28 protein-coding genes are annotated in these 26,248 nt (G+C 40.6%); 8 read left to right on the top strand and 20 right to left on the bottom strand.

The genetic code is table 11. The features are described from left to right. The first annotated feature begins 196 nt into the window (after positions 1–196). The 3 genes from FBB35_RS03990 (at position 197) to FBB35_RS04000 (ending at position 2,688) form a co-directional block, all read left to right on the top strand. Positions 197–1,276 (top strand): M4 family metallopeptidase, encoded by a 1,080-nt coding sequence (locus FBB35_RS03990; protein WP_174708566.1) that lies wholly within the window; start codon positions 197–199, stop codon positions 1,274–1,276. 211 nt (positions 1,277–1,487) lie between these two features. Then, the gene (locus FBB35_RS03995; RefSeq protein ID WP_174708567.1) at positions 1,488–1,787 is read left to right on the top strand and encodes a protealysin inhibitor emfourin; all 300 of its coding nucleotides are present in this window, start codon (positions 1,488–1,490) and stop codon (positions 1,785–1,787) included. Positions 1,788–1,863: 76 nt separating this feature from the next. Continuing rightward, positions 1,864–2,688, top strand: a complete 825-nt coding sequence (locus tag FBB35_RS04000) for an alpha/beta fold hydrolase (RefSeq protein WP_174708568.1) — start codon at positions 1,864–1,866, stop codon at positions 2,686–2,688. 77 nt (positions 2,689–2,765) lie between these two features. Here FBB35_RS04000 and FBB35_RS04005 read toward each other — a convergent pair whose 3' ends face one another. Next, complete coding sequence (locus tag FBB35_RS04005) at positions 2,766–3,218, bottom strand: RidA family protein (RefSeq protein ID WP_174708569.1); 453 nt, start codon at positions 3,216–3,218, stop codon at positions 2,766–2,768. 152 nt (positions 3,219–3,370) lie between these two features. Next, positions 3,371–4,843, bottom strand: a complete 1,473-nt coding sequence (locus tag FBB35_RS04010; protein ID WP_174708570.1) for an amidohydrolase family protein — start codon at positions 4,841–4,843, stop codon at positions 3,371–3,373. A gap of 211 nt (positions 4,844–5,054) precedes the next feature. Here FBB35_RS04010 and FBB35_RS04015 point away from each other — a divergent pair, with 211 nt between their 5' ends. The 3 genes from FBB35_RS04015 to FBB35_RS04025 are packed head-to-tail and all read left to right on the top strand — an operon-like array spanning position 5,055 to position 7,300. Further along, on the top strand, positions 5,055–5,852 hold the full coding sequence (locus FBB35_RS04015) for an aspartyl/asparaginyl beta-hydroxylase domain-containing protein (protein ID WP_174713517.1): 798 nt from the start codon (positions 5,055–5,057) through the stop codon (positions 5,850–5,852). 2 nt (positions 5,853–5,854) lie between these two features. Beyond that, positions 5,855–6,862 (top strand): zinc-binding dehydrogenase, encoded by a 1,008-nt coding sequence (locus tag FBB35_RS04020; protein ID WP_174708571.1) that lies wholly within the window; start codon positions 5,855–5,857, stop codon positions 6,860–6,862. 39 nt (positions 6,863–6,901) lie between these two features. Continuing rightward, positions 6,902–7,300, top strand: coding sequence for a nuclear transport factor 2 family protein (locus FBB35_RS04025; RefSeq protein WP_174708572.1), 399 nt, complete (start codon positions 6,902–6,904; stop codon positions 7,298–7,300). A gap of 25 nt (positions 7,301–7,325) precedes the next feature. Here the strand turns inward: FBB35_RS04025 and FBB35_RS04030 are convergent, their stop codons facing one another. The 6 genes from FBB35_RS04030 to FBB35_RS04055 all read right to left on the bottom strand — a co-directional run bounded on the left by FBB35_RS04030 (position 7,326) and on the right by FBB35_RS04055 (position 14,456). Further along, positions 7,326–7,802 (bottom strand): hypothetical protein, encoded by a 477-nt coding sequence (locus FBB35_RS04030; RefSeq protein WP_174708573.1) that lies wholly within the window; start codon positions 7,800–7,802, stop codon positions 7,326–7,328. Positions 7,803–7,922: 120 nt separating this feature from the next. Continuing rightward, entirely contained in the window at positions 7,923–10,316 is a 2,394-nt protein-coding gene (locus FBB35_RS04035; RefSeq protein ID WP_174708574.1) for a response regulator, read from the bottom strand. Between the two features lie 704 nt (positions 10,317–11,020). Further along, positions 11,021–11,602 carry a hormogonium polysaccharide biosynthesis acetyltransferase HpsU gene (gene hpsU, locus FBB35_RS04040; RefSeq protein ID WP_174708575.1) on the bottom strand — a complete coding sequence of 194 codons (582 nt, stop codon included), beginning with the start codon at positions 11,600–11,602 and terminating at the stop codon, positions 11,021–11,023. Between the two features lie 3 nt (positions 11,603–11,605). Further along, a complete protein-coding gene (locus tag FBB35_RS04045; protein WP_174708576.1) occupies positions 11,606–12,562 on the bottom strand; it encodes a glycosyltransferase family 2 protein in 957 nt (318 codons plus the stop codon). Between the two features lie 20 nt (positions 12,563–12,582). Further along, positions 12,583–13,515, bottom strand: coding sequence for a glycosyltransferase family 2 protein (locus FBB35_RS04050; RefSeq protein ID WP_174708577.1), 933 nt, complete (start codon positions 13,513–13,515; stop codon positions 12,583–12,585). Between the two features lie 134 nt (positions 13,516–13,649). Further along, positions 13,650–14,456: a hypothetical protein gene (locus tag FBB35_RS04055; protein WP_174708578.1), complete on the bottom strand. Its 807-nt coding sequence runs from the start codon at positions 14,454–14,456 to the stop codon at positions 13,650–13,652. Positions 14,457–14,671: 215 nt separating this feature from the next. On the opposite strand from FBB35_RS04055, the gene cobU reads away from it, so the two are divergent. Both cobU and FBB35_RS04065 read left to right on the top strand, forming a co-directional pair. Then, positions 14,672–15,247 carry a bifunctional adenosylcobinamide kinase/adenosylcobinamide-phosphate guanylyltransferase gene (cobU, locus tag FBB35_RS04060; RefSeq protein WP_174708579.1) on the top strand — a complete coding sequence of 192 codons (576 nt, stop codon included), beginning with the start codon at positions 14,672–14,674 and terminating at the stop codon, positions 15,245–15,247. A gap of 53 nt (positions 15,248–15,300) precedes the next feature. Next, positions 15,301–15,720 carry a hypothetical protein gene (locus FBB35_RS04065; protein WP_174708580.1) on the top strand — a complete coding sequence of 140 codons (420 nt, stop codon included), beginning with the start codon at positions 15,301–15,303 and terminating at the stop codon, positions 15,718–15,720. 22 nt (positions 15,721–15,742) lie between these two features. On the opposite strand, the gene FBB35_RS04070 is transcribed toward FBB35_RS04065, so the two are convergent. The 12 genes from FBB35_RS04070 to FBB35_RS04125 form a co-directional block, all read right to left on the bottom strand. Further along, entirely contained in the window at positions 15,743–16,462 is a 720-nt protein-coding gene (locus FBB35_RS04070; RefSeq protein ID WP_174708581.1) for a DUF4079 domain-containing protein, read from the bottom strand. 197 nt (positions 16,463–16,659) lie between these two features. Then, positions 16,660–18,318: a glycosyltransferase family 39 protein gene (locus FBB35_RS04075; protein WP_174708582.1), complete on the bottom strand. Its 1,659-nt coding sequence runs from the start codon at positions 18,316–18,318 to the stop codon at positions 16,660–16,662. 317 nt (positions 18,319–18,635) lie between these two features. Beyond that, entirely contained in the window at positions 18,636–19,430 is a 795-nt protein-coding gene (locus tag FBB35_RS04080) for a GNAT family N-acetyltransferase (RefSeq protein WP_174708583.1), read from the bottom strand. A gap of 366 nt (positions 19,431–19,796) precedes the next feature. Continuing rightward, on the bottom strand, positions 19,797–20,717 hold the full coding sequence (locus FBB35_RS04085) for an NAD(+) kinase (protein ID WP_174708584.1): 921 nt from the start codon (positions 20,715–20,717) through the stop codon (positions 19,797–19,799). Between the two features lie 6 nt (positions 20,718–20,723). Next, on the bottom strand, positions 20,724–21,029 hold the full coding sequence (gene nuoK / locus FBB35_RS04090) for an NADH-quinone oxidoreductase subunit NuoK (protein ID WP_006199065.1): 306 nt from the start codon (positions 21,027–21,029) through the stop codon (positions 20,724–20,726). Between the two features lie 59 nt (positions 21,030–21,088). After that, complete coding sequence (locus tag FBB35_RS04095; protein ID WP_174708585.1) at positions 21,089–21,703, bottom strand: NADH-quinone oxidoreductase subunit J; 615 nt, start codon at positions 21,701–21,703, stop codon at positions 21,089–21,091. A 97-nt stretch (positions 21,704–21,800) separates the two neighbouring features. Continuing rightward, positions 21,801–22,385, bottom strand: coding sequence for an NAD(P)H-quinone oxidoreductase subunit I (gene ndhI / locus FBB35_RS04100; RefSeq protein ID WP_094346553.1), 585 nt, complete (start codon positions 22,383–22,385; stop codon positions 21,801–21,803). Between the two features lie 105 nt (positions 22,386–22,490). Continuing rightward, on the bottom strand, positions 22,491–23,609 hold the full coding sequence (gene nuoH, locus FBB35_RS04105; protein WP_174708586.1) for an NADH-quinone oxidoreductase subunit NuoH: 1,119 nt from the start codon (positions 23,607–23,609) through the stop codon (positions 22,491–22,493). 358 nt (positions 23,610–23,967) lie between these two features. Further along, on the bottom strand, positions 23,968–25,104 hold the full coding sequence (locus tag FBB35_RS04110) for a citrate synthase (protein ID WP_174708587.1): 1,137 nt from the start codon (positions 25,102–25,104) through the stop codon (positions 23,968–23,970). Positions 25,105–25,212: 108 nt separating this feature from the next. Further along, positions 25,213–25,707: a phosphohistidine phosphatase SixA gene (gene sixA / locus FBB35_RS04115; RefSeq protein WP_174708588.1), complete on the bottom strand. Its 495-nt coding sequence runs from the start codon at positions 25,705–25,707 to the stop codon at positions 25,213–25,215. Between the two features lie 51 nt (positions 25,708–25,758). Then, the gene (locus tag FBB35_RS04120; protein WP_174708589.1) at positions 25,759–26,019 is read right to left on the bottom strand and encodes a hypothetical protein; all 261 of its coding nucleotides are present in this window, start codon (positions 26,017–26,019) and stop codon (positions 25,759–25,761) included. After that, positions 26,016–26,216 carry a hypothetical protein gene (locus FBB35_RS04125; protein WP_174708590.1) on the bottom strand — a complete coding sequence of 67 codons (201 nt, stop codon included), beginning with the start codon at positions 26,214–26,216 and terminating at the stop codon, positions 26,016–26,018. The genes FBB35_RS04120 and FBB35_RS04125 overlap by 4 nt, the downstream gene beginning before the upstream one ends. Positions 26,217–26,248: the final 32 nt, after the last annotated feature.

Raw genomic sequence — 26,248 nt, forward strand, 5'->3', positions numbered from 1 at the left:
GCAATATTTCCACATCAAAAGTACCCACGAGGGTACTATCAATCCTCTACAGACCTATCCGAAAATACAGAGTAGAAAATTTTCTTCAGAAAAGAAACCAGGGACACGCAATTTGGATTCGTTTTTCTGCTCCTATCTCCAGTGGAGTTAAAGCCACTGTTTGCCATCACTTAGTTTTAAAAGGAGAATATCTTGGATGGCTCGAAATAAAAAGAAATCAGCCGGGTTCAAGTATGAGCATCCACTTGACTCTAGATGCCCGATTTGTTGTATTGTCCCGCCCCATATACTAAAAAATGTCGTGGTGAATGGCAATCCCCAGCAGCGTACTTGGGCTTTTCATACATTAAATATTTCGGCACAATTTCTAGGACGGAGAAACGTCGTAGGTAATATCTCATTTGCACCTTCTCCAGGTGCGAAGCGCCGTACCATCTACGATGCAAAATATGGTCAGCAACTTCCTGGTACATTAGTGCGCGGTGAAGGCGATCCTCCCAGCAGTGATGTAGCAGTGAATGAAGCCTACGATGCGGCTGGTGCTACTTATGACTTGTTTCATGAGATATTTGATCGCAATTCCATTGACGACAAAGGACTACGTTTAGACTCCACCGTGCATTATGGCGTTAAATATGACAATGCCTTTTGGAACGGCGACCAGATGGTTTATGGTGATGGCGACGGAGAACTGTTTCAACGCTTCACGACATCAATTGATGTGATTGGGCATGAGCTAACTCATGGTATAACCCAGTATGAAGCGGGTTTACAGTACTATGGCGAATCAGGGGCACTGAATGAATCGTTTTCTGATGTTTTCGGTTCCCTAGTCAAACAGAAGAGCAAAAATCAGACTGCACAAGAGGCAGATTGGCTCATTGGCGAAGGTCTTTTAGTACCAACTGTCAAAGGTGTTGCCCTGCGATCGATGAAAGCACCAGGAACAGCTTATGACGATCCAGTATTGGGTAAAGATCCTCAACCAGGCCATGTGAAAGATAAATATACTGGTACTGATGATAACGGTGGCGTGCATATCAACTCAGGAATTCCTAACCATGCGTTTTATTTAGCGGCTGTTAGCATTGGTGGCTATGCTTGGGAAAAAGCAGGCAAAATCTGGTACATAGCTTTACGCGATCGCTTGAAAGCCAAAGCAGATTTCAAAAAAGCTGCCAGTGTCACCATTCAAATTGCTGGCGAACTCTACGGTAATGGTAGTGATGAGCAAAAAGCTGTACAGGATGCTTGGCAAAAGGTAGGAGTTATTTAGAGACGTGATGAATCGCGTCTCTACTTTTTGTACAGACGCAATTCATCGCGTCTACAGGAGTCAGGAATAAATAGTCAATACCTTCCACTCCCTCACTCAACACTCAAGAATGATAAATCTGTTGTTTGTTGTTGCTAAACTGGGAACCGAGAACTAAAATCTCCCAGCTTAAGTATTTATCCCAACTAAATAACACAACGGAGAGCAAAAAATGCGGATATCCTTTGAACGCACAGGCGGCTTTGCTGGAATCAGCAAGAAAACAACCGTTGATACAGACACTCTCCCGCCAGATGAAGCTGCCACACTTCCCCGACTGGTGGAGGTTGCAGATTTATTTAGGCTACCTGAATTAATTACCTCGCCAAATCAAGAGAGCGATCGCTTTCAGTATAAGTTAACAGTAGAAGATAACGGTAAACAGCATACGGTGACTGTCAGTGAAGCAGCATTGCCAGGAACCTTAAGACCCCTGATTGAATGGTTGCAGAATATAGCACAGAAAAGGTAATTTGCTGAAAAACTTAAATTAAGGCTGACTTAACAATTCAAAATTCAAAAATAAATTCTAAATGCATTGTGGTGTGATGAATAAACCAATCAAGCGAGCTTTTTTAGACACCGAAGATGGACAAATTCTTTACCGTATTGGTGGCGAAGGAGAGCCTCTTTTACTATTACACATGAACCCACGTAGTAGTGATGAATACCGCGAATTAATGCCAATTTTGGCACAAAATTACTGCGTGATAGCGATGGATTTTATGGGTTTTGGAGACTCTGATAAACCGCCAAAGTTGTATTCAGTGGCTGACTACGCTAAAACTGTCATTGCTTTGTTGGATGAGTTAGGTATTGAAAAAACAAACATTATGGGAAACCACACGGGAGCTTTTGTTTCTGGAGAAGTAGCAGCAGCTTACCCAGAACGAGTTAATAAATTAATTTTATGTAATGTGGCTGGCTTTGGTGAAGCTGGAAAAGTCGATTTAATGAGGAGATTTGATGAAGGTTTCGTCATTCAAGAAGATGGTTCGTACTTGATGGAAAGATGGTTGGCTCGTGCAAGATATGTAGGTTCTGCTGAGTTAAATCATCGATGGGTTTTAGATGATTTAAAATGCTTTGGCTATCCATTGTATGCAGTTTGGGCTGTGGGGAATTACTGTATTGAGGCTGCCGAAAGATTTAGTTTAATTAAATCTCCTGCTCTCATTCTTTGGGGAATTGATGATGTGGAAGAATTTGAGCGATTGGGTTTAGCACTAGCACAAGATAGATATTTTCTCTCTCAAGCTCTTCCTCATAGTAAAGTTGTCGAGTTTTCAAACGGAACTATTTGCATGATGAATCAAATACCAGAAAAAATTGCAAAAACAGTATTCGAGTTTTTGGATAGTGCGAATTTTTAAAGACAGTAAGTAATATATTAGTATTTTTTGGTGGAACATTTATTTTAGTTTCTGGATTGTCACCCACTATGAATCTTCTATTTAGACAAAACAGCTGTACACTTAATCTCAACTATCAATCCTGGTGTAGATAAACCAGTAACGCCGATACCAGTCCAGGTAGGATAGTTATTAGTAAAATAGCGGTCTTTTACTTCCATAAACAATTGTAAAAATGGAATGATATGCAGTGGTTTATCAAAAGCATTTGCTTCAGCTTGGAATTCCCCTAAGCCAGTACCAGTGACATGGTAAGTAATCATTTCTACCACATCATCAAAGGTAGCTCCTCCTGCATCCAGCACCTTCTTGACATTTTCAAAAGCCTGAACAACCTGGGCTTCTATGCCTTTAACAATTTGTAAATTTTCATCTCTGCCTACCTGCCCAGAGATGTACAAAGTATTACCAACTTTAACACCAGGGCAATAATGAAATTTTTCATATAAAATTTCCATTCCCTTGGGAACGATTACTTGGCGAGTGGACATCACGAATTTCCTTATAATGTTTGTTTGAATAATAACGAGTATGCAGTTTAGCAAATAAACACTAGTTTAGATAGATTTAAAATGTCACTATAGCAGAGAAATGAGAGAGTAATTGCTTCGAAATTATTTTTAGTTTATGCATTCTTATTTCTCTATATTTTAGAATTTAAATAACGTCCTTTAGGCGCACCTATTACCTGTCCTCGATGGTAAATTATGTTCCCCCGCAAAAACGTACTTTTCACTCGTCCCGTTAACTCTACACCTTCAAAAGGTGTATAACCTTGTTGTGACTCCGACTCAGCAGCACGTACCACAAAGCTTTCATTGGGGTCTACCAGCACCAAATCAGCATCATAGCCAACAGCAATATCGCCTTTTTCTAACAACCCAAAGCGCCGCGATGGGTTCCAAGATAGCAATTTAGCCATCTGGCTGTAAGACATTCCCCGCTTGCTACCTTCACTAAATACACCAGAAAGTAAATATTCTGTACCGCCAAAACCAGACTTTGCTAACCAAATATTATTCGGGTCTTTAGCACTTCTTTTTTGTTCAGCAGAACAGCAAGCATGGTCGCTAACTATCCAATCTACTTGATTGTTTAGTACTGCTTGCCACAAGTATTCCACATCAGCGCGAGGACGGATAGGAGGGTTGACTTTTGCCCAAATACCATTAGGAGTATCGACATCTAACAACAAATGTCCAACCGTAACTTCTCGCCGAAAATTGATATGAGGAAAAGCAGTTTGCATAGTCAAAGCCGCTTCCATTGCTTTACGCGAACTCAGGTGCAACAAATTGATATTTGCACAGTTAGTTTCATTTGCCAAATAAGAAGCAATGCAAATTGCTAAACCTTCGGAATGAGGCGGACGCGCTGCACTGTAAGCGTGTAATCCGCTCAGACTAAAATCATTTTCAACTATTTTGGTGTAGGCGTTGAGAATTTCTGCAACTTCACAATGTAAACTCAAGCTGATAGTATCTCGCGCTTCTGGATGTTTTTCCATCAAGCGAGTTAGACCGCGCATAATAAATTCAAAATGGGCGAAGTCGTATCTTTCCTCTTTATTAATCATCAAAAAGAGGTTTTGCTGGTCTGATAAACCATGCAACCCATAGCCGCCATAAAACATGAAGATTTTAAACGAAGATATACCGTATTCCTCAAACAATAAAGGTATTTCGTCGATATGCTGGTTTGCTATAGGTGCGATGTGATAGCCGTAATCTACAAAAAAATGACCTGCGGATAAGGCCAACACCTCTGGAAAAAAATCGCGGTATGAGCCGCCTTTGTTAAGATAATACTGCCCTGTACGGATGTAATTCAGGCTGGTAGTCACGCCTCCCATTGCGGCTGCTTTGCTTTCAGTCACAGCATCTTTGTCGAGGGGTTGATAAATGCCTACGTGCATGTGGGCATCCACGACTCCAGGAAAGCATAGCAGGTTTTTGCCATCAAATACCTGTTTGCTTGTGTCTGCGCTAATATTAGAAGCAATCTGAGCAAATTTTCCATCCTTAATGCCTAAATCAAGTAGTTCGATTACATCCTGATGGGGACGAACTACCCGCACATTTTTGATAATTTGATCTAATACGGGAGTTTCAGACACAGTAGACCTCACACTAATAGGACTTACGCACGAGTGAATTACGGAATAAGGAACCGCAGAGGACACAGAGGAATGAGAGTTTGAGAGATATTTTGCTTCAGTTCTGACTAAAATAAGTTTAGTCAAGAATTTTAAGATCGAATCGGGGCGAAGCCTAAATCACATTATTATATAACGGTTTTTTATGAAATTATCTTCAGTGGAAAAGACAATGGAAAGTTTTAATGAGTATCATATAGACCCAAATGGATTTACTTTTCTGAAAAGTTTTCAAGATAACTGGCAAGTCATTAGAGATGAGTTTACAACCTTTATTAATAATGCATCTGATGAAGAATTAAAATTTACTTCCGATGTTCTTGGGCCTAAAAGCCAAACCATTAAAACTAAGGGAAATTCGAAATATAGTGCTTTTGGTATCTTGTTTCAAGGTATGTTTATTGAAAAATATATTCAGGCGCATCAAATAAAATATTCTGATTATGGGCCAGATGAAGCATCAAGAAAAGCACTCGTATTAAGAGAGAAATATTTTACGAATTTAGCCAATGTGATAAAAGATGTGAACCTGATTGAGGATGATATCATCAGAAACGTGTATTATGGTACGTTCCATCCAGGCTTGGATATCAAGCTGCATGTAAACTATAACCCTCATACAAATCGTGGCTATTTAGGATTAATTGTACCAGAAGGAGATGTGGCTATGAAAATATGCCACGATCAACTTTATTGGCATGAAGGAAAATTCCTGGTTTTAGATCATAGCTATCCCCACTGTCCACATAATTACACTAATTATGATAGAACTGTTTTGGTTGTTGACTTTTTTAAACCAGATAAGCCTAGAGATGAAGTGATCCAATTTGAGAAAGAGCAAGTCACACAACGGATGCAAGATAATCCTTACAGCTTAGGTGTTTTTGGTAAAAGCGATAAAGCTAAAGAAGAAGATTTTATCAAGTATGGTTTAGCTCATCAATTAGAGTGGGATAAAACCTTGATTTAGAAATGAACGTAACAATCTACAGAAAGTTAATAGCAAAGCAACTGAATCAAGATTTTAAATCTGCTATTGAAATTGTCGAAATTCCTCTTTTCAAACCTGCTGCTAGTGAACTTGTAATCCAAAACAAATTTGCTGGCGTTAACGGTGGTTTTGACACATTACTTTGTCGTGGTGACGTTCCATATATTAATTTAATTCCTCCCTTTGATTTGGGTGTGGAAGCTGTAGGGAAAGTTATTGCTATGGGTGAAAATGTCAAAGATTTTCAAATTGGTGATGCTGTCATAACTACGGCACGTGGCGGCGGTTATCGAGAATATCAGGTTATCGATGCAAACTTAGCAGTAAAGGTGCGGGAAGCAACACCAGAGTTACTAACACTAACGCCTACAGGTGTATCAGCTTTGGTTGCATTAGAACAAGCAGGGGAGATGAAAAGTAATGAAGTGGTTTTAGTGACAGCCGCCGCCGGGGGAACCGGTCATATTGCGGTGCAGTTGGCAAAGTTAGCTGGTAATCATGTCATTGGTACTTGTAGTTCTGAGGCGAAGGCAAAGTTATTGAGAGAATTAGGGTGCGATCGCATTATCAACTATCGCATCGAAAACCTCAATCAAATCCTTAAGCAAGAATACCCCAATGGGATTAATTTAATTTTTGACTGTGTAGGTAAAACCGTATTTGATACTTGCGTTGAAAACTTGGCAGTACGGGGACGCTTAGTAGTGGTTGGTTTCATCTCCGAATACGCAAAAAATGCGGAACAAATTACACAACCACGCCTTTATCACCAGCTATTTTGGAAAGCTGCTTCTGTGAGAGGCTTTCTCATGCCTCATTATAAAGAATATATGGCAGAGGCACGCGATCGCCTATTAAACCTGTTTTACACAGACAAACTCAAAGTTTCCGTTGACCCAACGGAGTTTCAAGGCATAGAATCAATACCCGAAGCTGTAGAATATCTCTTGCGTGGTCAGAATTGTGGCAAAGTAGTTGTGAGATTTTAAGTAAGCCGATATTAGTTTATTATCCAGTCAGGGGTGAGAATGACACAAGATTCAGAAAATACTTTAAAAGTTGCTCGACAGGCATTTGAGAATCTTACGCATGGTATGGCAACTGGAGAGTGGGAACCATTGTTAGATATGCTCACAGAAGATTTTACCCTTTGGTTTCCAATGGGTAAATTCCACGGGTTGAATGTCGGTAAACAACGAGCTAGAGAATTTTTTGAGTACGTTTTTGAAGCCTTCAGCCCTGGTTTAAATCTGACCGACTTAGACCGTGTTACGAGCAATGAAACAACGGCTGTTTTTGAGTTTCGAGATGAGGGACTTTTGTTTGGACAGCTTTACAAAAATCGGGTAGCAGTTTCTTTTGATGTGCGTGGAGACAAAATTTGTGGCTATAGGGAATACTTTGGCAGCGATGGTAAATCCTACTAAATAATAATTCGTAATTACGAATTATTTAGTTTCTCTCAGGGTTGATTTGATTGATTTCTTTGCACTTAGCTTCTGCGGCTTGATATGCTGCCAGATAATCTTGACCACCCAACATCACATTACCATAATATTCATAAGGTGGATCGCCATAGATTGGTAATGGTTCATCTTCTGGATAATCTTCTTTCGATTCTTCAATGATGGCTTTCAATTTTTTAACCGTTAGCCTTTGTGCCGCAAAATACCAGAGTTCTTGGGGATTTTTGTTCAGGTGCGGTAATGTAGGATCGATAATGCGTACCTCAGAGGCATCACCTAGTTCAATCCAACTGTGTTCAATCGGCCTGTATGGCTTTCCCACAAAAGTTAAAAATCCTTGAACATATCTTGCTCCTTCGGTAGACAATGCTGCTTTATAAGCATTATCAAACGGAGTACTAGCTCTGCTGTTTATACGTTCAGCAGTTGTGATTGACAGCGTTTCATCCAGTAGTTTGTTCATTAATAGCAAGGATTAGAGCAGCCATGAGAATATATTACCACTCATGGGGAATGGGGAATGGGGTAGAAATAACCAATGACGAATGACGAATGACAAATGACAAATGACAAATGACAAAATTTACTTTGTATTAATCACCATCTGTAAATTTCTTAACAAGTCGCTTGGTGTGTAGGGCTTGGATAAAAGGGTTTTGACACTATTACCAAGGATTTTAATGATTTCATGATTGGAAGCTAATCCACTAACACCAATAATTTTGATCTCTGGATTAATTTTTTGCAACACATTGATGGTTGTTGGGCCATCCATGTTTGGCATCATCATATCAACCAAAACTACACTAATTTCTTGTTGATGTTCTGTATATAGTGCGATCGCATCAATACCATCACTAGCCATTATAACTTTATAGGCATTTTTTTCTAACCAGGTTTGAGTAACCTCTCGAATTGAATCTTCATCATCAACAACGAGAATCAATTCTCCATGCCCCGGTGGTAATTCATCTCCAGCTAATTTACTATCTGTCTCTATTGTTTGCGTGACGGGTAAGCAAACTTGAAACTCCGTGCCTTTGCCCACTTCAGTCACTACATTTATAAAACCGAAGTGGCTTTTTATAATCCCAAGAACTGTTGAAAGACCAAGCCCTGTGCCTTTTCCGACTTCTTTTGTTGTGAAAAATGGCTCAAAAATTCTATCTACTATTTCTCTCTTAATTCCTATGCCTGTATCACAGACGCTAATCATTACATAAGAACCTACCCTAGCATCAATATTCATTTTGGCGTAGTGACTATCAACCCAAAAATTTTTCGCAGAAATCTTTAGGATACCGCCATGAGGCATGGCATCACGAGCATTGATACAGAGGTTCATTAGCACTTGGTGTAACTGAGTAGCATCGCCAAAGATATTCCATAAGTTTTGCTCAAAAACATCAATACGGATTTCAATAGCTCTGGAAAATGTTTGCTTAATAATATTTTCAATTTCTAAAATCGAATCCCGTATCTGTAAGGTTTTAAATTTACCTACAGAGCCGCGTGAAAACCACAATACTTGCTTAACTAAATCTGCGGCGCGTTTAACATTTGTTTCCATAATTGTTAGCCATTGCTGACTTTTTTCATCTGGAAGCTGTGCCTCTAAAAGTTGCACTGTCATCAACATAGGTGTTAGTGCATTGTTAAGATCGTGGGCGATACCACTTGCTAAAGTGCCAAGGCTCTCCATTCGCTGGGCGCGGAGAAACTGCGCTTCAAGTTGTTTTTTCTCTGTAATATCGGAGTTGACAATTAGGACGGATTTAGCTTGTCCCTCATTATCATTTACCAGTGTCCATCGGCTAGCAACGATAATCTCTTTGCCTTGTTTTGTAACTTGATATAATTCACCTTGCCACGAACCATGTTCAACTAAAATTTTCTGGATGTTTTTTAGTTGGCTAAAACTTTGCTTTTGATACAAAAACTGATTGGCATTCTTGCTCAATGCTTCTTCTGCCATCCAACCGTACAGATGTTCAGCCCCTTTATTCCAAAATTGAATTTTGTTAACCAAATCTTGAACGATAATTGCGTCTGTGGTGATATCGAGCCAAGCTGCCTGCTCACGAATTTTTTGTTCTGCATTTTTGCGTTCAAGTAGCACAGCTTGCTGTTCAGTAATATCAATTACAAAGCCCGCCATCCGAGCAACTTTGCCTGTAGAGTCTAAAAAGATATACCCGTTATTTTCAACTGTGATGTAAGTCCCATCTTTGCGAGCGACACGAAATTCAAGGTGGAATCGCTCTTTTGCGAATAAGACGCGGTTAATCTCTTCATTGAATAATTTTCTATCATCAGGATGAACTAACTCTAACCAACGCTTCAAACCTCCTAACATCTCAGGCATAGAGTAACCTAATATTTGCTCTACATTGCCACCATATTTAATATCGTTGGTATCCAAGTACCAGTCGTAAAGAATTTGACCACTCGCTTGAATTAGTGCTTGGTAGCGATTGTTCCACTCGTCTAATGCAGCTGAATGACATCGCAGTTCTTCTTCTACTCGCTGGCGCTCAAAGATTTCTATTTCTAAACGTTTATTTTGCTCTGTGAGTTTTTTGGTGAGGTTTCGTAAACGTAAATGGATATTTACCCTAGCTAAAACCTCTTTATGTTCTAGAGGTTTAGTTATGTAATCTACTGCACCAAGATTCAAACCTTTGACTTGATCTATCTTATCGGTTATAGCAGTTAGAAATATTACTGGAATATCTTGAGTAGCTGGATTTTTTTTCAAAAGTCTACAAGTTTCAAAGCCGTCAATTCCTGGCATCAATACATCCAACAAGATTAGGTCAGGTAAGGCATTCTCTGCAATTTCAATGGCATTCATTCCATCTTCAGATACTAAAATCTTCAAGCCGTAATACTCTAAAAGCTTGAATAATATCTCTAAATTAATAGGGGCATCATCAACTATTAAAATGACATTTCTTTCATCTTTGTTAAAATTCATACTTGCCTCCTATTAAATTTGTTTTAAATTTATCGAATTTGTTGATCTTTCAAATCTTTGGCAAGTTGACGAACATGGTTGGCAAAGGGCACTTCATCACCTAATTCTTCGGGAGCATTCCAATACAAGCAAATTAACTAAGATGATATATTGTAATTGCGATCAATTCTCTACAAGATGCTAAGTGAGCGCTCCATTTTATTAGGTACCCTGCGAGAACGCCAAAGGCGATCGCAATAACAGCTTATACTTTTATACATTTGGGTGACTCTCATTTGTGGGAATGAGAAAAAATTTTGCTAATTAGGCTATCTCCTGGCTGATTTGGTGCATCACATCTTCTGCCAGATTTTTTAGATTTGCACGAATTTTGGACTAGCAAGCAAAAAGATTTAATTAAAAGTAAACTATCTCCAGAAAATGCCTATATAAAGCAGAGCTTATAGGTCAATACAGTTCAGTTAAGTACTTCTTATTTTTCTTTGCATCTTTGGTCTCCTTCTCTGCGAGACGCTGCGCGATGGCGGTAGCCTGCGGTAAGCCCCTTTGCATCTAGGTTATAAACAATTGACTTTAGAGTTTTAGCCTTAACTGAACCTTATTGGTCTATATTCTATGCAATTGAGAACGGCTATAAATAAAATATGTAGAAAATTTAAGGTAGCCCAGCTATCTGGGCTACCTTACTATGTTTATCTATAAAATCACGGGGTTGTAGGGGTATCAAGTTTTATGCGACTCGTCTTAGGACGACAGGGGCTTCCCCAACAAACCTGTCCAGAAGGCATATTAGTCAAAACAGTACTACGAGCGCCAATCACAGCATTAGCCCCAATTTGCACTCCCGGCCCAACGAAACAATCTGCTGCTACCCATGCACCATTGTTAATAGTGATACTCGCTGTTTTTAACCCGAAGGCAGGGTCTTGGAGATCGTGACTACCAGTACAGAGGTAACTTTTTTGAGAAACTACGCAGTGTTCACCGATGTGTATCCGATCAAGGCTGTATAAAACTACGTTATCTCCAATCCAACTGTAGTTGCCAATAGTAACTTTCCAAGGATAGGTGAAGCGGGCGGTGGGTCGAATTAATACGCCTTTGCCAATACTAGCGCCAAATAATCGTAGCAAGGCACAACGCAGAATATTTAACGGTTGAGGAGTAAGGGGAAATGCGATCGCTTGCACAAGCCACCATAACAAAACATACCAATTTGGCCGCCCCCGATCAAACCAAGATTGGTCATATTTACGTAAATCTACGAAAGGTTGGTCATTGGTCATTTGTCAAGAATCAATGGTTAATAGCTTTACTTCTGCTCCTCTGCTCCCCTGCTCCCCTGCTTTTTCCTTTGGAGTAGTTGCAGTATTTAAGTGACCACCACAGTTGCGTAATTCGTAAAGTTTAACGCCAATTTGATATTCATATTGACTCAGCAAGCGTGCATAGATATATCCGGCTTTGCCATCCAAAAAACCGCGTTGAATTATATAAAATAAAACAAACCGTAAAAAGGGTTTAAATGGCAGGTGTACCCACACTTTTTTCAAAAATCGCTTGCGTTGCACTGCATCACCAAAGAGATTTGCGCCGATGGTGCCGCTATCATCTTTACCTGTGAGAATATTAAAATAAACGCTGGCTTCCCAGTTGGAATAACGGTTATGACGTTCTAACCAGTGATAAAGGTCGCGGAAGTCCTCGTGGAGCATATCATTTTTGAGATACCCAACTTTGCCCTGCAAAATCACATGTTCGTGAACTTCGTTATCGCCAGTGTTGGGAATATCTTCTGTATGTAGGTTTTCGTAGCGGCCTTTTTTATGCTGAAATAAACGAAGATTCCAATCGGGATATTTCCCACCATAACGAATCCATTTTCCTAAGAAAAATACGCGGCGGTTGAGATAATAACCTGTATATTCTTCATTTTGAATTGCTTGGTCAATTTCTTCCCAAAGTTCTGGGGTAATGCGTTCGTCGCAATCGACAATTAGCACCCATTCGTTACGGAAAGAGAGATTCTCTAAAGACCAATTTTTCTTTTTAGGCCAGCGTCCATTGAAGTTGAATTGCACGACATTTACACCGTGACTTTTGGCAATTTCAATGCTGTTGTCGCTACTTTGAGAGTCTACTACAAATATTTCATCTGCTCTGCTGACGCTAGCGAGGCAGGCTGGCAAGTTTGCTTGTTCGTTTTTTGCCGGAATTAATACTGAAACTGGTATTTTAGATGACATAACAGTATAAATCTTAGTGATTATTTCTTATTTGATGTGAATAAAAGACCTTGAATAGCAGCATTTAAGTAACCAATCTGACCATAAGCATATACAAGTTTGTCAAACCGTTCTGCTGGATCAGAAAAATATTGCAATGCTTTATACAAGCCACGCACAAACCGTTCGCTACCTCGCTGCAATTGAGCGATTCCAGCTTTACCAGCGAGTTGTTCTCGATAGCATTCACTGATACCCTGCCACCAGCCTCGGTTTAAAAACCAGGTGCGTTGTAAGCGTTCTGGGGCAACATTGTGAGCAACTAGCGCTTCAGGAAGATAAGCGACTTGCCAACCACGCTGTAGGGCAAATTCGGTCATTTGCAGTTCTTCATTAGATAATAGATTTTTCCCCACTCGACCGAGATGAGGATCAAAACCGCCAATTTCTTTTAGGAAACTGCGGCGGATGGAGTAATTTAAGCCTCTGGGTGTTAAGCCAGGTTGCTCGATGTAGATGTTACTATCACCCAAGTCGTATGCACCTAAATTTGCAGCTAGTCCTGGAGATAGCCACCGTGGTTGTTCAATTCCTGGAGGCCACATGAGAGTGACTTTGCCACCTGCGATCGCTAGTTTAGAATTATTGTAATAGGCAAAATATAAAACTTGTAGCCAGCCCTGGCTAGCAACAGCATCATCATCCAGATAAGCCAGAATGTCGCCACTAGCTATTTTTGCACCTGTGTTACGGGCAACAGATAAACCGAGAGTGGGTTCAAATACATACTTCAGGCGCGGATTGTGGGCCCTTTGTTCTACAACCTCACGGGTGCGATCGCTAGATCCATTATCAACTACCACAACTTCAAAATCAGCAGCAAAATCCTGCGCTAAAAGACTATCAATTGCAGCCCCTAAATAGGTATCTCGATTGTGGGTACAGATGATGGCAGAGATTTGGGTGTCTGGCATAGATTTTATTTTGGATTTGAGATTTGGGATTTTAGATAAAAATCTTAAATCCAACGCATACCTGCTGAGAGTTAATCTAAACCAAAAATTACCGACCCACCAACCGAGTTTCTTCGGAAATAATCTTTAAAACTTCACGTTTGTTGAATATGACTGTGTAAAACTACAAGTGTTTGAGCCAGTTGGCTCAGGCGGGTTTCTAAAGATTGCTTACGCCCCAACAGTTGACGTAACTTTTGGTAACGTGCGATCGCCATACTAACATTAGGAACCTGATCTGCTGGACATGGGCGTGACCAGACTTTACCGGCATTGTCTACACCACAGAGGCGGTAGCCATTAATGGATGATTTATAAGATACTTTCCCACCAGTGGCGCAAATTTCTTCTACGTAGTTCATTAGGCGGTCAACTTCTGCATGGCGCAGCGTTGCAGTTCCTCCCGGTTCTGGTTCGCTGGGATTGGATTCTAACCAGCCATTGACAATTGGCCCTTCTAAGTAAATATCCTGAATTTGGTTCAAAATATTTTGCAGTTCTATTTGCCAACCAGCGACAGTTTCCTGAATTTCTTGCAATAGATTCATCGCCAATGCTGGATTTGCTCCGTGGCGATGGTTACTAAAGGTCGGAGTTTTTAACTTGGGTAGGCTGGGTGTTTTGCCACCATTCTCTTCTGCTTGAAAGGTCTGCACAGAGTCATGGTGAGGAAAGAAATTCTGTTCGGGAGCATCATCACTCTCAGTATTTACGCCCAAAACTGTTTGTTCTTGCTGAGATGATGAAGTTTGTGTACTTTCTGTAGATTCGTTGGCTCCGACACTGATTCTAAAGGAAAAAGGCCGTTTTGTTGTCGAATCTCCTGCTTCGGCGGCAGAGGCAGTGCCGCGATTCCCTAAATCGTGTAGCGTTGCTTCTATGCGTTTTAAGCCTGCGTTCATAAAGACATCCTAAATTTTGCTGTCCCCAATGGTGTTGAATAATTGAGAAAGGGGTTGTTGGGATTTTCGGCTTTTGCCAATTGTGACATCAATGATGTTGGTGCTAATTTTATCCCTTAAAAGTTATTTGAAACCAAAAATCTTACCGATAAAGTAAAAACTGTGGCGATCGATTACAACTAGCTACTTATTGTTAAAATACTCAGAAAACAACTTTGGGTAAAATCATCTTAGTAACAGGGCCAGCACGATCTGGTAAAAGTGAATGGGCGGAAACTCTAGCTATGCAGTCAGGGAAAGCAGTTGTTTACGTAGCAACAGCCACCGATAACACAGATGATCAAGAATGGCATCAACGTATTTTAGAACATCAGCAACGCCGTCCTCAAGGCTGGGTAACTCTATCTGTACCTGTGGCACTATCTGCTACCATCGCCGATGCTAAACCCTACAGTTGCCTTTTAGTTGATTCTTTAGGAACTTGGGTTGCTAATCTCTTAGAGGAAGATAAATCTAGCTGGGAAAATATCGTTGTAGAGTTATTAGAGACGGTGGATCTGGTTGCTGCTGATATGCTGTTTGTAGCAGAAGAGGTGGGTTGGGGTGTAGTACCAGCTTATCCCCTTGGGAGGATGTTCCGCGATCGCTTGGGTTCTTTAGTGCGCCAGTTAGCTGCACTTAGCGAAACTGTTTATTTAGTTACTGCTGGTCATGTTCTCAATCTCAGTGTTCTTGGTTCGCCATTGCCAAACAGAGAGGACGCTGGAACATTTAGGAGTCAAGATTCTTAACTATTGATTCAAATTAATCCAAAATCTAAAATCTAAAATACTAAAATTGTCTTATGGCAACCAAACAAGAAGTTAGAGGATACCTTGCCTACTGGTTTCAGTTGGGTAAGAAAGTGATTACGGGCAACGGTAAGGCAAGCATTTTGCCTCAATCGGTGCTAAATGGCGATCGCTATAGTGAAGAATTTGAAGAGTGCTGGGAAAAAATTATTTCACCGGAATCAGGTGATTGTTACCTAGAGGGTACGCAAGAAACCATTGCTGAACTGTTGACACCAGCCTGGGATATGCTTCCTTGTGGTCGTTGTGATATGCCAGTAGCCGCGCGAAACGTTGGGATGCCAGCATTGTTATGCCCCTGTAATAGTTTACCTAACTGGCCGAATACAGAACTGCCAGCACCACGAGAGCCAATTAAGACTCAAGACCAACTTAAAGCAATTCGCGATCGGCTTATAGATAATATTGCTTAAACAAAGGATTAATTTTATTAGTTCACTTTGGTTGTTGAGAATTTGGTGTTGGACAAGTTTTATTAGCAAAATCACACTGATAAATATATGGTTCTTGCCAACTCAAGGGAATTTCTAATAAATCTCGCGTTCCTGTCATACCTTGTCCAATAAATAGCAACAAAGCAATACAGTTTAAAATCGTATGGACGATCCGCCAGCGATTAGATTTATCTTGATAAATATCTTGAACAATCGCTAATGAAAAAATCATCAGCAGTGCTGCGGTTATACCAATATAATAATGCGACCAATACCACTCATTAGTACGGCGAAATACTCCATCTTGACAGCCTAGTATTACTAAACCTGCACCAGTTAAAGTCGCAAAAATTGCCCGCCATACTCGCTGCTTTGCCCGATACAGAAATACTAAAGATGCGATGGTAGCAGCTAATATTAATAAGATAAAAACAACTTGAAAAGGTGTTTTATTCCATAATTGATTGTTAATAATATTTTTGCCAATAGGATAGCTTAATCCAATTAAAGTTAATCCGACAACCGCACCTGTTAGTCTTTCACCCAACTGCTTATGTTCTCCACCAACCACTGGGGGAATTTTACTCTTACTCCCGGCTAAAATTTGCAATCTGCGTTGGCGTGTTTGCCAAGCAAAATTAACTACTGTCCCAATGAGTGGAAACACGAATATGATTGCGATCGCTGGATGTAAAAGACCAAGAAAATCTGTTATTTGCATACAACACCTTTAAATTAATCATCAAACTAATCTCAAATGACAATTTAAAGCATGGTAGCATCACTTAAATTAATTTTAGATAAGAATCTGTTGAATATTTATTTTTGCTATTTTTAGCTAATTTTAAGCAAGTAAAAATGTAAATACCTTTTGAACAATAAGTATCTAAAAAATAAACTTGTCTCATAATCTGATAGTCAACGATTTGATAATTTCGTTTGGAGGAGAATATCGCGTTTGCGTACACTGCGAGGTTTAGCTAATTTCCAAACTGAATAATATTTGTCGCTATAAACAACATCTGTCTTGAAATTATACTTTTTTTCTATCGTTTCTCGCCAAGTATCTGAAGGATTGAATAAAAAAACATCAGCAAACCTATCAGGAATTTTAGGAATTTTTTGATTTTGAACCAGTAGAAATCGCACCTTTGATTCCAAAAGATAGCTCAGAGAAAAAACATTTCCATAATTATTACCCAAAGCATCACTAATCAAAAGTGGGCGAGTAGCCTGATTGATGATTTGGGCAACTTGGGGATTGCCATAGCTCATACCCTTATTCCACCAAGTTTCTGATTGGGAATGAACTTTAGAAGAAATTAAACCACAAATAATAACTAATGCCACGATCGCATACCAAATATTCCGGCGTGACACGCTTTGATTATATATTTGGGTAGCTAGTAAGTAAGCAACAGCTAATTGGATTCCTAAATAAGATGGTATGAAATATGGATCGGTAGATGATTGTATGCTACCAGCCATTAAGTCTGGTAGTCTTAGGGGCAATACTGGTACTACAATTAATATAATGATAAACAACCAAACTTTATAGTTAGTTGTTTGGCAAAGCAAATAAATTGAATATCCTATAAAAATTAAATAAATTATTTTAATTAAATAACTAAAACTATTTTCTAAGCTAAGGTCTATATCAAAAAATATTCGGCTTAATTGCATCAATAATAGTTCAAATACAGGCATCAAAGATGACTGCGTTGTTGTTTTATCTGCTGAGATCAAAAATTGGAAAAAGTCACCTATCACAACCGCTAGCCAAGGCATGAAGGCTAAAAAACCTACCAGTGATGCTAGCAAATAAGTTCTAACAGTTGGAGATAACTGGAATCTGGCAGTGACAATAACGTAAATTCCGTGAGCAACTGCTACAAATCCACTCCAAAGAAATGTATAAAGACTGATTGCCAAAGTTACGGCATAAATGCTCCAAGTAGCAAATATTTCTGGCTGTTGTTGTTTCGCAAGCTCATCTTGAACTTGTGATTCTAAGCGTATTGCTCGTAGCAAAGACGCGCTAGATAGTAATATCGTGACTAACCAGAGAATATATTCTTGTGCTTCTTGGGCGTATACTAGTTGAATTGGAGAAATTGCCATAAGTGCGATCGCTACACCAGGAACTGATAGCGGCACATTAAATAATTCTCGGCATAGCCAATATACACAAAGGAAAACCAGCAAACTGATTAAAGCAGATAAACTTCTAATTGCCGTCACCGAATTACCAAAAATTTCTATCCACAATCTAGCTATTACGTAATAAAGCGGTGGATGCAAAGAATCTTCTCTAGCCAAAGTCATGATTGTGTCATTTAAGCTTTTTTGATTTACACCTTGAAACTGAGCAAAACTTTCTTTGCCAATGACACTACCATTAAATAGTTTATTTTGTGCTTCAGTTCTTGTATAGCCAGAAATTCGTAATAAGGTATAAGTTTCATCATGGGAGAAAACCTTGGTATCAAGGTTACAAAAGCGAAACAATACACCCATTGTCAATAAGAAAATAATTAAAAATCGCAACCAACTCGGAGTAAATTTGAGATGGTGCATAAGTATTTTTCCCAAGCTTTTGTCTAAAATAATCTAGTGCCGTATCCACGCCTATCATCATAATTCGTAATTTTTTATGACGAATTAGTAATCAGGGACTTCCAAATAAAAAATATTCTAAAACTGACACAGAAATCCTCTTAATCTCTCCTCTCTGTGTTGCGCCAGGTTCTACAACGGGGGGAACCCCCGCAACGCACTGGCTTCTCTGCGTCTGGAGTGGTTCGTTTTTTGCGATAATTTATTCCTTGGAAATCCCTTATATCTAAGTCTGTTCATTAGATAATCTCAATAGAAATTAGGATTAAAAATAATTTTTATAATATTTGATAACGCCATCTAGTAAAATCTTTGGTATTCGATATAGTTAAAAAATCAATAGTTTTAAAATGTCGGTCGATAGCGGGAATACTGCATATTTTAGCTCCAATATTCAAGTATGCCTGCAAAATTTTAGGAATTTCCACATTATATGAATCTGGGCAACTTTGAGGCAGTTCTAGACAATATTTTGAATTTGGATAAACCAAAATACTTGGATGCATCAAACCATTATGCTGAAAATAATCATAAGTGCAAGTAGCTTTCAAAGGACATTGTGTTAGTAATGATGCACAACCAAAAAAATATTGATTTTTACTCCAGATAAGATAATTTGCTAGCCCTTTCCATAATAGTAAAAGTGCTTGACTGTTGCGGTATTCTTTAGCTATACATGCACGCCCAACTTCAACTGATGCTTGAAGCACAGAATTGGGAATTGCATTAAGATTAAATATATCGGCAGCATCAAAGCCTAATCTTTGAGAAGCCATTGTATAGGTTTGCATCCGATAAGTTCCAATGGTTTTACCCGTTTGTTTGGAAATCATGATTAAATGATGGCAAACTGCATCAAACTTATCTATATCCATCTGGGTAATGTTGGAAGCAGAAAATCCCAAGCTTAGTTCCAGATTAAAAACTTCAAAGCGCAACCGAAAAATTGATTCTAATTCTTCTTCAGTTGAAGCCAGCCGTAGGGTATATTTTTCAGTTTGAAGGACGGGAAAATCTTCAATAGTGGGAGGAGGATTCAGTGAATAATTAATGTTGCGTCCAGAAACTTCCATCTATCTTCCTACTTAGATTTGCGAAAATATCCTACTAGGATTTAGGCACTATAAAAATAGCTCACATTATGCATTAATGTGTCGAAGCGTGATTGAGACACTTTTTGATAAAATAACCTCTAGAGAGTTTTCTTACTCTTTTGGATTAGAGGTAGAGTGCTTTTATTATGGGCATTAATTCCTAAAAAATCTGGCAATAAGATACAAAATTTTCCTTTGATATAGGCTATAGATGCAATTCCAAGAACAGGACAAGGGGAAAGCCCCCAGATGAATCTAGGGGCTTCGATGGTTTTGGTTGCGTAGGCGTAGCCCGTCGTAGACATCGCATCGCAATCTGCGGTAGATGCACTCTAAAATACTTAATTAATTACGGTGATTATTGTTGTAGTGAACCCTTGTACCTGCCCAAAGCAACTTTTCCCGTAGCGTCTGATAGTAGGAATTGTTCTCGCGCAAAATAATAAATTTAGCCCGACACTCTGCCATCCGCACATCAACGCGGTGTCCAGGCCAAATAGAAGTCCCCAAAACCCCATCTGTCCACAGTTTGGTACTCAAATCGTAATCCCCCAAAGGCCAAATACTCACCACAGAACCAGGGGGTAAAACGAGTGGGCGACTAGAAAGGCTCATTGCACAAATAGGAGTAATGGTGAGTGCCTCCATACCATCGTGCATAATTGGACCATTAGCAGAAACGGTGTAACCAGTCGAACCTGTAGGAGTCGAAATTATCAACCCATCCCCAACGTACTGATCGACTACCTCACCATCGATTTCCATTTCTAGAATTGAGGTAATCATCCGGTCAGCAGAGGCGGGTTTGACACAAAATTCATTCAAAGCCAGGTAACGCTCACTCACTGGTTCCAAATTAGAGCCGTGACCCTCATACACCGCAGCTTGTAACATCATCCGTCGTTGGATAGCATAGCGATCCTCAAACAGCCGATCCCAAACTTTCTCTGTATCTTGAAACTCTTCTACTGACTCAGTTAAAAACCCCAGATGGCCTCCCACATTCACTCCCAGAATCGGGATACCAGCTGGGGCTAAATGTCTGGCACCAGTTAAAACAGTACCATCACCACCGAGTACCAAGGCGAGATCGATTGGTTGAGCCGCCGAAGCCAAAAAGACAGGATAAGGGTTGTCTTTTGGTCCGCTAGGCCCCATCAACACATGGCACTCGCGGCTTTCTAGTTGTTTAGCACAGATTTCTGCCCATTGTTTACTCCGGGCATCCCGCGCTTTATAAGCAATGATTACCTGCTTTAGTTGCACGCACAATTACCACTTCAGGAGATTAAACTGCTCCATATCGACGGTATCGCGGTTGCGATAAATGGCAAGCACGATCGCTAAACCCACCGCCGCCTCGGCCGCGGCCACGGTAATCACAAATACTGTGAAAACCTGACCTTTAATTAATGTTGAGTCGAGGAAGTTGGAAAATGCCATTAAATTCAGATTAACAGCATTGAGCAGTAACTCAATTGACATCAGCACCCGCACAGCGTTACGGCTGGTAATTAAACCGTAGATGCCGATGCAAAATAAAGCTGCTGCTAGTAATAAAAAGTATTGGAGTTGCATGAATCTGGGTATCCCTCCTGAAAAATCTGGCTATTTAGCTGCGAATTAAGTCGCAAATATTACTCTTTTGTTTCGCTGGTTGTTGATACCAGTTCTCTGGGACGTTCTTGCAAAGTTAAAACGGTTTGTCCCACTTCGGATCGTGTTAGTTGATCTGGCAAATATTCACGACGTGCCAAAATAATTGCTCCTACCATCGCCATCAGCAGCAAAATGGAAGCCAGTTCAAAAGGTAGTAAAAAGTCAGTGAAGAAATGCTCTCCAATCAAAACTATAGAGCTTGTACCACCTGCTACAGGAGCAGTTGAGTAAGCCCAAGGAGTAGCCAGCACCATCGTACTTAAAAGACCAAACAATCCAACACTGACTAAACCCGTAAGTAGTTTCCGCACCCAAGAGTTAGGATATGCTACGAAATCCTCCCGCTTGTTCACCAACATAATGGCAAACAAAATCAGCACGTTAACCGCGCCAACATAAATTAATATTTGTGCGGCGGCAACAAAATCAGCATTTAGCAACAGGTACATTCCCGCTATGCTGATGAACACACCCCCCAGCAAAAAGGCAGAATAGACGATGTTGGAGAACAGCACCACACCAAGGGCCGCCCCAATCATCATCACGCCTAGTATGCCAAGTGATACTAACTGTACTCCTTCTGCTAGATTCACTGTTTTTTGTCCTTAGTCATTGGTCAATAGTTATTGGTCATTGGTCATTGGTCATTAGTCATTGGTCAAATGACAACGGACAAATGACAAATGACATTTATTTTTCTGTTTGTTCTACCAGGTCTTCTGGACGCGCACCCGCACGTGGTGCATCTGCGGGCAGTCCGTGGGGTTCGAGGACACCTTTGGGTAGATAAACTAGTTCGCGTAATGGTGTAACCATTGGATCGTTTGTTACCTTATAGGGCAGACGACCTAGTGCTACGTTGTCATAGTTCAATTCATGGCGATCGTAGGTGGCAAGCTCATACTCTTCTGTCATCGATAAACAGTTAGTTGGGCAAAATTCCACACAGTTACCGCAAAAGATACAAACTCCAAAATCAATGCTGTAGTGGTTGAGTTTTTTCTTTTTGCTGGCTTTGTCGTATTCCCAATCTACTACAGGCAAGTTAATTGGACAAACGCGAACGCAAACTTCGCAGGCGATACACTTATCAAATTCAAAGTGAATCCTACCGCGAAACCGTTCGCCAGGAATCAGTTTTTCGTAAGGGTACTGTACGGTAATCGGCCGCCGCCGCATGTGGTCGAAGGTAACAGAAAGCCCCTGACCAATGTAACGCGCAGCTTGTACCGTTTCTTTGGCGTAATCACCAACTTGTTTTAGGAACTTGAGCATTTTGTCTCACTCTCTCTTTTTAAGCTATCAGCGTTATTTGTCCCTTGTCCTTTGTCCTTGGTCATTAGTCATTAGTGCAAATGACTAACGATTAATTACTAATGACTAACCACCAAAAGCGAAGGGAAAGGCTAGTTTCAGGGCGGCGGTTAATAGGAGATTAACCAAGCCAACTGGTAACAAAAACTTCCATCCTAAATCTAACAGTTGGTCAATCCGTACCCGTGGCACTGTCCAGCGCAACAGGATGGCGACAAACACTAGTAAATAGGCTTTGAAGACGGTCATTGTAATCCCCAAAGAAGCAGTGACTATCTGGAACACGGGATTTAATTCACTGACTCCCAGCCAACCAGCGATGAGGTTGAGGGGAATGGGAAAGTCCCAACCGCCCAGGTAGAGAATTGCTACTAGTAAGGAAGAAAGGATTAAGTTAACGTAGGAACCCAGGTAGAAGAGACCGAATTTCATCCCTGAATATTCAGTCTGATAGCCTGCAACGATTTCTTCTTCCGCTTCGGGTAAGTCAAAGGGTAATCGTTCGCATTCAGCTAGGGCGGCTATCCAAAAGATCAGAAAACCAACTGGTTGTCGCCAAATATTCCAACCTAGAATGCCGTAGCCAGATTGTTGATTAACAATATCAACAGTGTCGAGGCTATTAGACATCATAGCGATCGCTAACACCGCCAACGCTAAAGGAATTTCGTAACTAATAGATTGCGCTGCTGCCCGCAAGCCCCCTAAGAGGGAGTATTTGTTATTAGATGCGTAGCCAGCCATCAGCAAGCCAATGGGTTGAATACTTGATAAGGCAATCCACAAGAATACGCCCATACCCACATTGCTAATAACGATGTTCTGCCCAAAAGGGACGATCAGGAATGACAGAAACACCGGAATTACAACAATAATTGGACCAAGGGTAAACAGCCAGGGGTCAGACTTGGCTGGTACTATATCTTCTTTAAATACCAACTTCAAACCATCCGCTACAGGCACTAGCAACCCAAAAGGCCCCTGGTATTCTGGCCCAATTCGCTGCTGTGCGGCGGCGGAAATTTTTCGTTCTAGCCAAGTAGCAACTAATACCCCCACTGTTGCCCCAATCAGCATCAGTATCATTGGCAGGGGCATCCAAATTGCTTTGGCTGTTCCTGCTGGTAAACCTAAATCCCGGAGGGATTCAATAAAAGTTCCTTGGAGGTCAATTCCTGAATTCATGTTTCCGCTCTTTTAAGACATGAGTCATAGTGAATTACAACTATTAGTTAAATTAATACCTGTAAATTCACCCATTTTTAATTTTTGCCCAGATGATGCTTGATAGAAGATTTGTCGCTAATTCCCATGCCTAGTATATCCTTGGATGGTTTTAGCCCTCTGAAGCGATATGAGAACTTCTACTTATGGTTGGCATTGGGATTGGCTATTGAGGGACAAGAGGACCAGGGAGCAGGGGGACAAGTGGACAAGGGGGACAAGGAGGACAAGGGGGAATTATTGAATAAGTTTCTCCCTTGTCTCCCCCCTCTTCCTTGTCTACCTTGTCTCTTCTTCATGCCCAATCCCCAATCCCCAATTACCGTTCCTCAATTGGAGTATAAGTAACTTCGTGCAGACCGTTGTAAATCTGGGTAGGACGGAAAATCCGGTTTTCTTCTAATTGTTCTTTCCAGTGGGCTAGCCAACCGGCAACGCGAGCGATCGCAAATATTGGCGTAAACAAGTCTGTAGGAATTCCCATCTTTCTATACACTAAACCTGAGTAAAAGTCAATATTTGGATAAATTCCTTTACTACCGAGTTTTTCCTCTACCACTCGTTCCATTTCTTGAGCAATGTCATAGAACTTGTCATACCCAAACTTTTCAAACAGTTGCTCTGCTAGACCTTGTAAAATTATGGCTCGTGGGTCTTTCACTTTATACACACGATGTCCAAAGCCCATAATTTTAGATTTAGTTTCTAGACAATGCTCTATGTAGGGACGGACATTTTCTACAGAGCCAATTTTTTCCAACATCTGAATTACTTCTTCATTGGCTCCCCCATGCAGGGGCCCTCCCAAAGTTCCCACAGCACTAGCAACCACAGCGTAAGGATCTGTCAAAGTGGAAGCTGTCACTCTAGCACTGAAGGTAGAAGCATTCATTGTATGCTCGACTTGAAGTATCAAGCAGATATCAAAAATCCGCGCCATTAGAGGATCGGGTTCTTTCTCATCAAGCATGTATAGAAAGTTGGACGAATAATCTAAGTCATCACGGGGACGTACCGGATCATTGCCTTTTCGCATCAGTTGGAAGGCCGCCACCATCGTCGGAATGGTTGCTATCAGGCGCACCACGGAATCTCGAATGTAGGCAGGATTATGTAAATCCCGAAGCGAATAAAACAAACCTAAAGCCGCAGCAGAGGCTTGTAGGGCATCCATTGGGTGGCCGCTTTCTGGAAAGCATTTCATCATATCCCGAATGCGGTATTTTATCCGCCGGTGGTAACGAACTTCATGCTCAAATGCTTCCAGTTCTTCCTTGCTTGGCAGTTCACCCCAAATCAAGAGATAAGCAGTTTCCAGGAATGTACTTTTTTCTGCTAGTTCCTCAATTCGGATGCCACGATATTCTAGTATTCCTTTTTGCCCATCAACATAGCTGATACTTGATTGAGCGGCGGGAATGCCTTCTAAACCAGGCTTGTATTCGCACACCATCATGGCACCACCATTTGCTTTTTGAAATATCTGATCAAGCTAACTTACCAGAAATTTATCTTCGCCATAACAGTAGCCGTTCTAACAACAATCGAAAATGTTGGAAAACTGTTATAGCAGGTACTTGGGTGGTGTCAACCAAAATATCTGACTCCGACCCAGAGGAGAACCTGTTTCTGGTAGTTTTATCCCAATCATACCTGCTTTTTTCAAGACTAAGCTTTCTTTGACTTCTCCCCACAGGAGAATTTCTGCCCAATTGGTCAAATCAGGTTCGTGTCCAACCAGCGCCAGTTGGGTATTTTGGGAATAATTTCTCGGTTCTAACCACTCTTTTAGCCAACTAAAAATTTCACCATCATGGGCGAGGTGGCTAGATTCCTCTAACTGGGAGCTTAGTTTTTCCTCTATAAGGATTTCAGCCGTTTGGCGGGCCCGCACTAAGGGGCTGGTAAGAATCAAGTCAAAGCTTAAACCCAATTTAACAAGTTTCTGGGCAACTTTCTCAGTTTTTTGCCTTCCTTCTTTCGTAAGGCTACGTTCTTCATCCTTAATGCCTAATCCCTTGTCTTCGGCGATGCCATGACGAATTAAGTATAGTTCCATACTGTGTATTATGAGCGATCAGTTAGGCTGCTCTTAGGCAATATTAGAACGCTATCCACCACTTAGCAATCTGTCATACTCTGGATGTGAGCCAATCCAAAACCATACAAAATTTTCATCTTCTTTTACAGCAAGCGCCCGATAATATATACCAATACGCACTGACCAAAACTGACCAACTTTTTTGAAATGCAATGATAGATATTTGGGATCTTCCCGAAGAAACTCATAACATCGATCAGCAAGCTCTTGAATATCAATTGGTAACTGGCGATAGTAATACCAAAAATCTGGGGTTGCTTGATGTTTCACAGATCAGTACAACGCCCTTCTCGGAGATGTTTGAGTGCTTTCTCTGCCAATACATCTAACCGACCAGCAGCGACATCTTCTTCAATCTGTTTATCCCAGGCTGCTGCATCGAATTCTGCAAACCAGGTACGAAATGCGGCGAGATCCTCTGGTGAAAGTTGACTAACAGCGAGTTCTACTTCCTTTAGGGTACTCATAATCTAGGTAAATCAAACTTGTCATTCTTTAA

This window comes from Nostoc sp. TCL240-02, from assembly GCF_013343235.1.
Lineage (GTDB): Bacteria > Cyanobacteriota > Cyanobacteriia > Cyanobacteriales > Nostocaceae > Nostoc.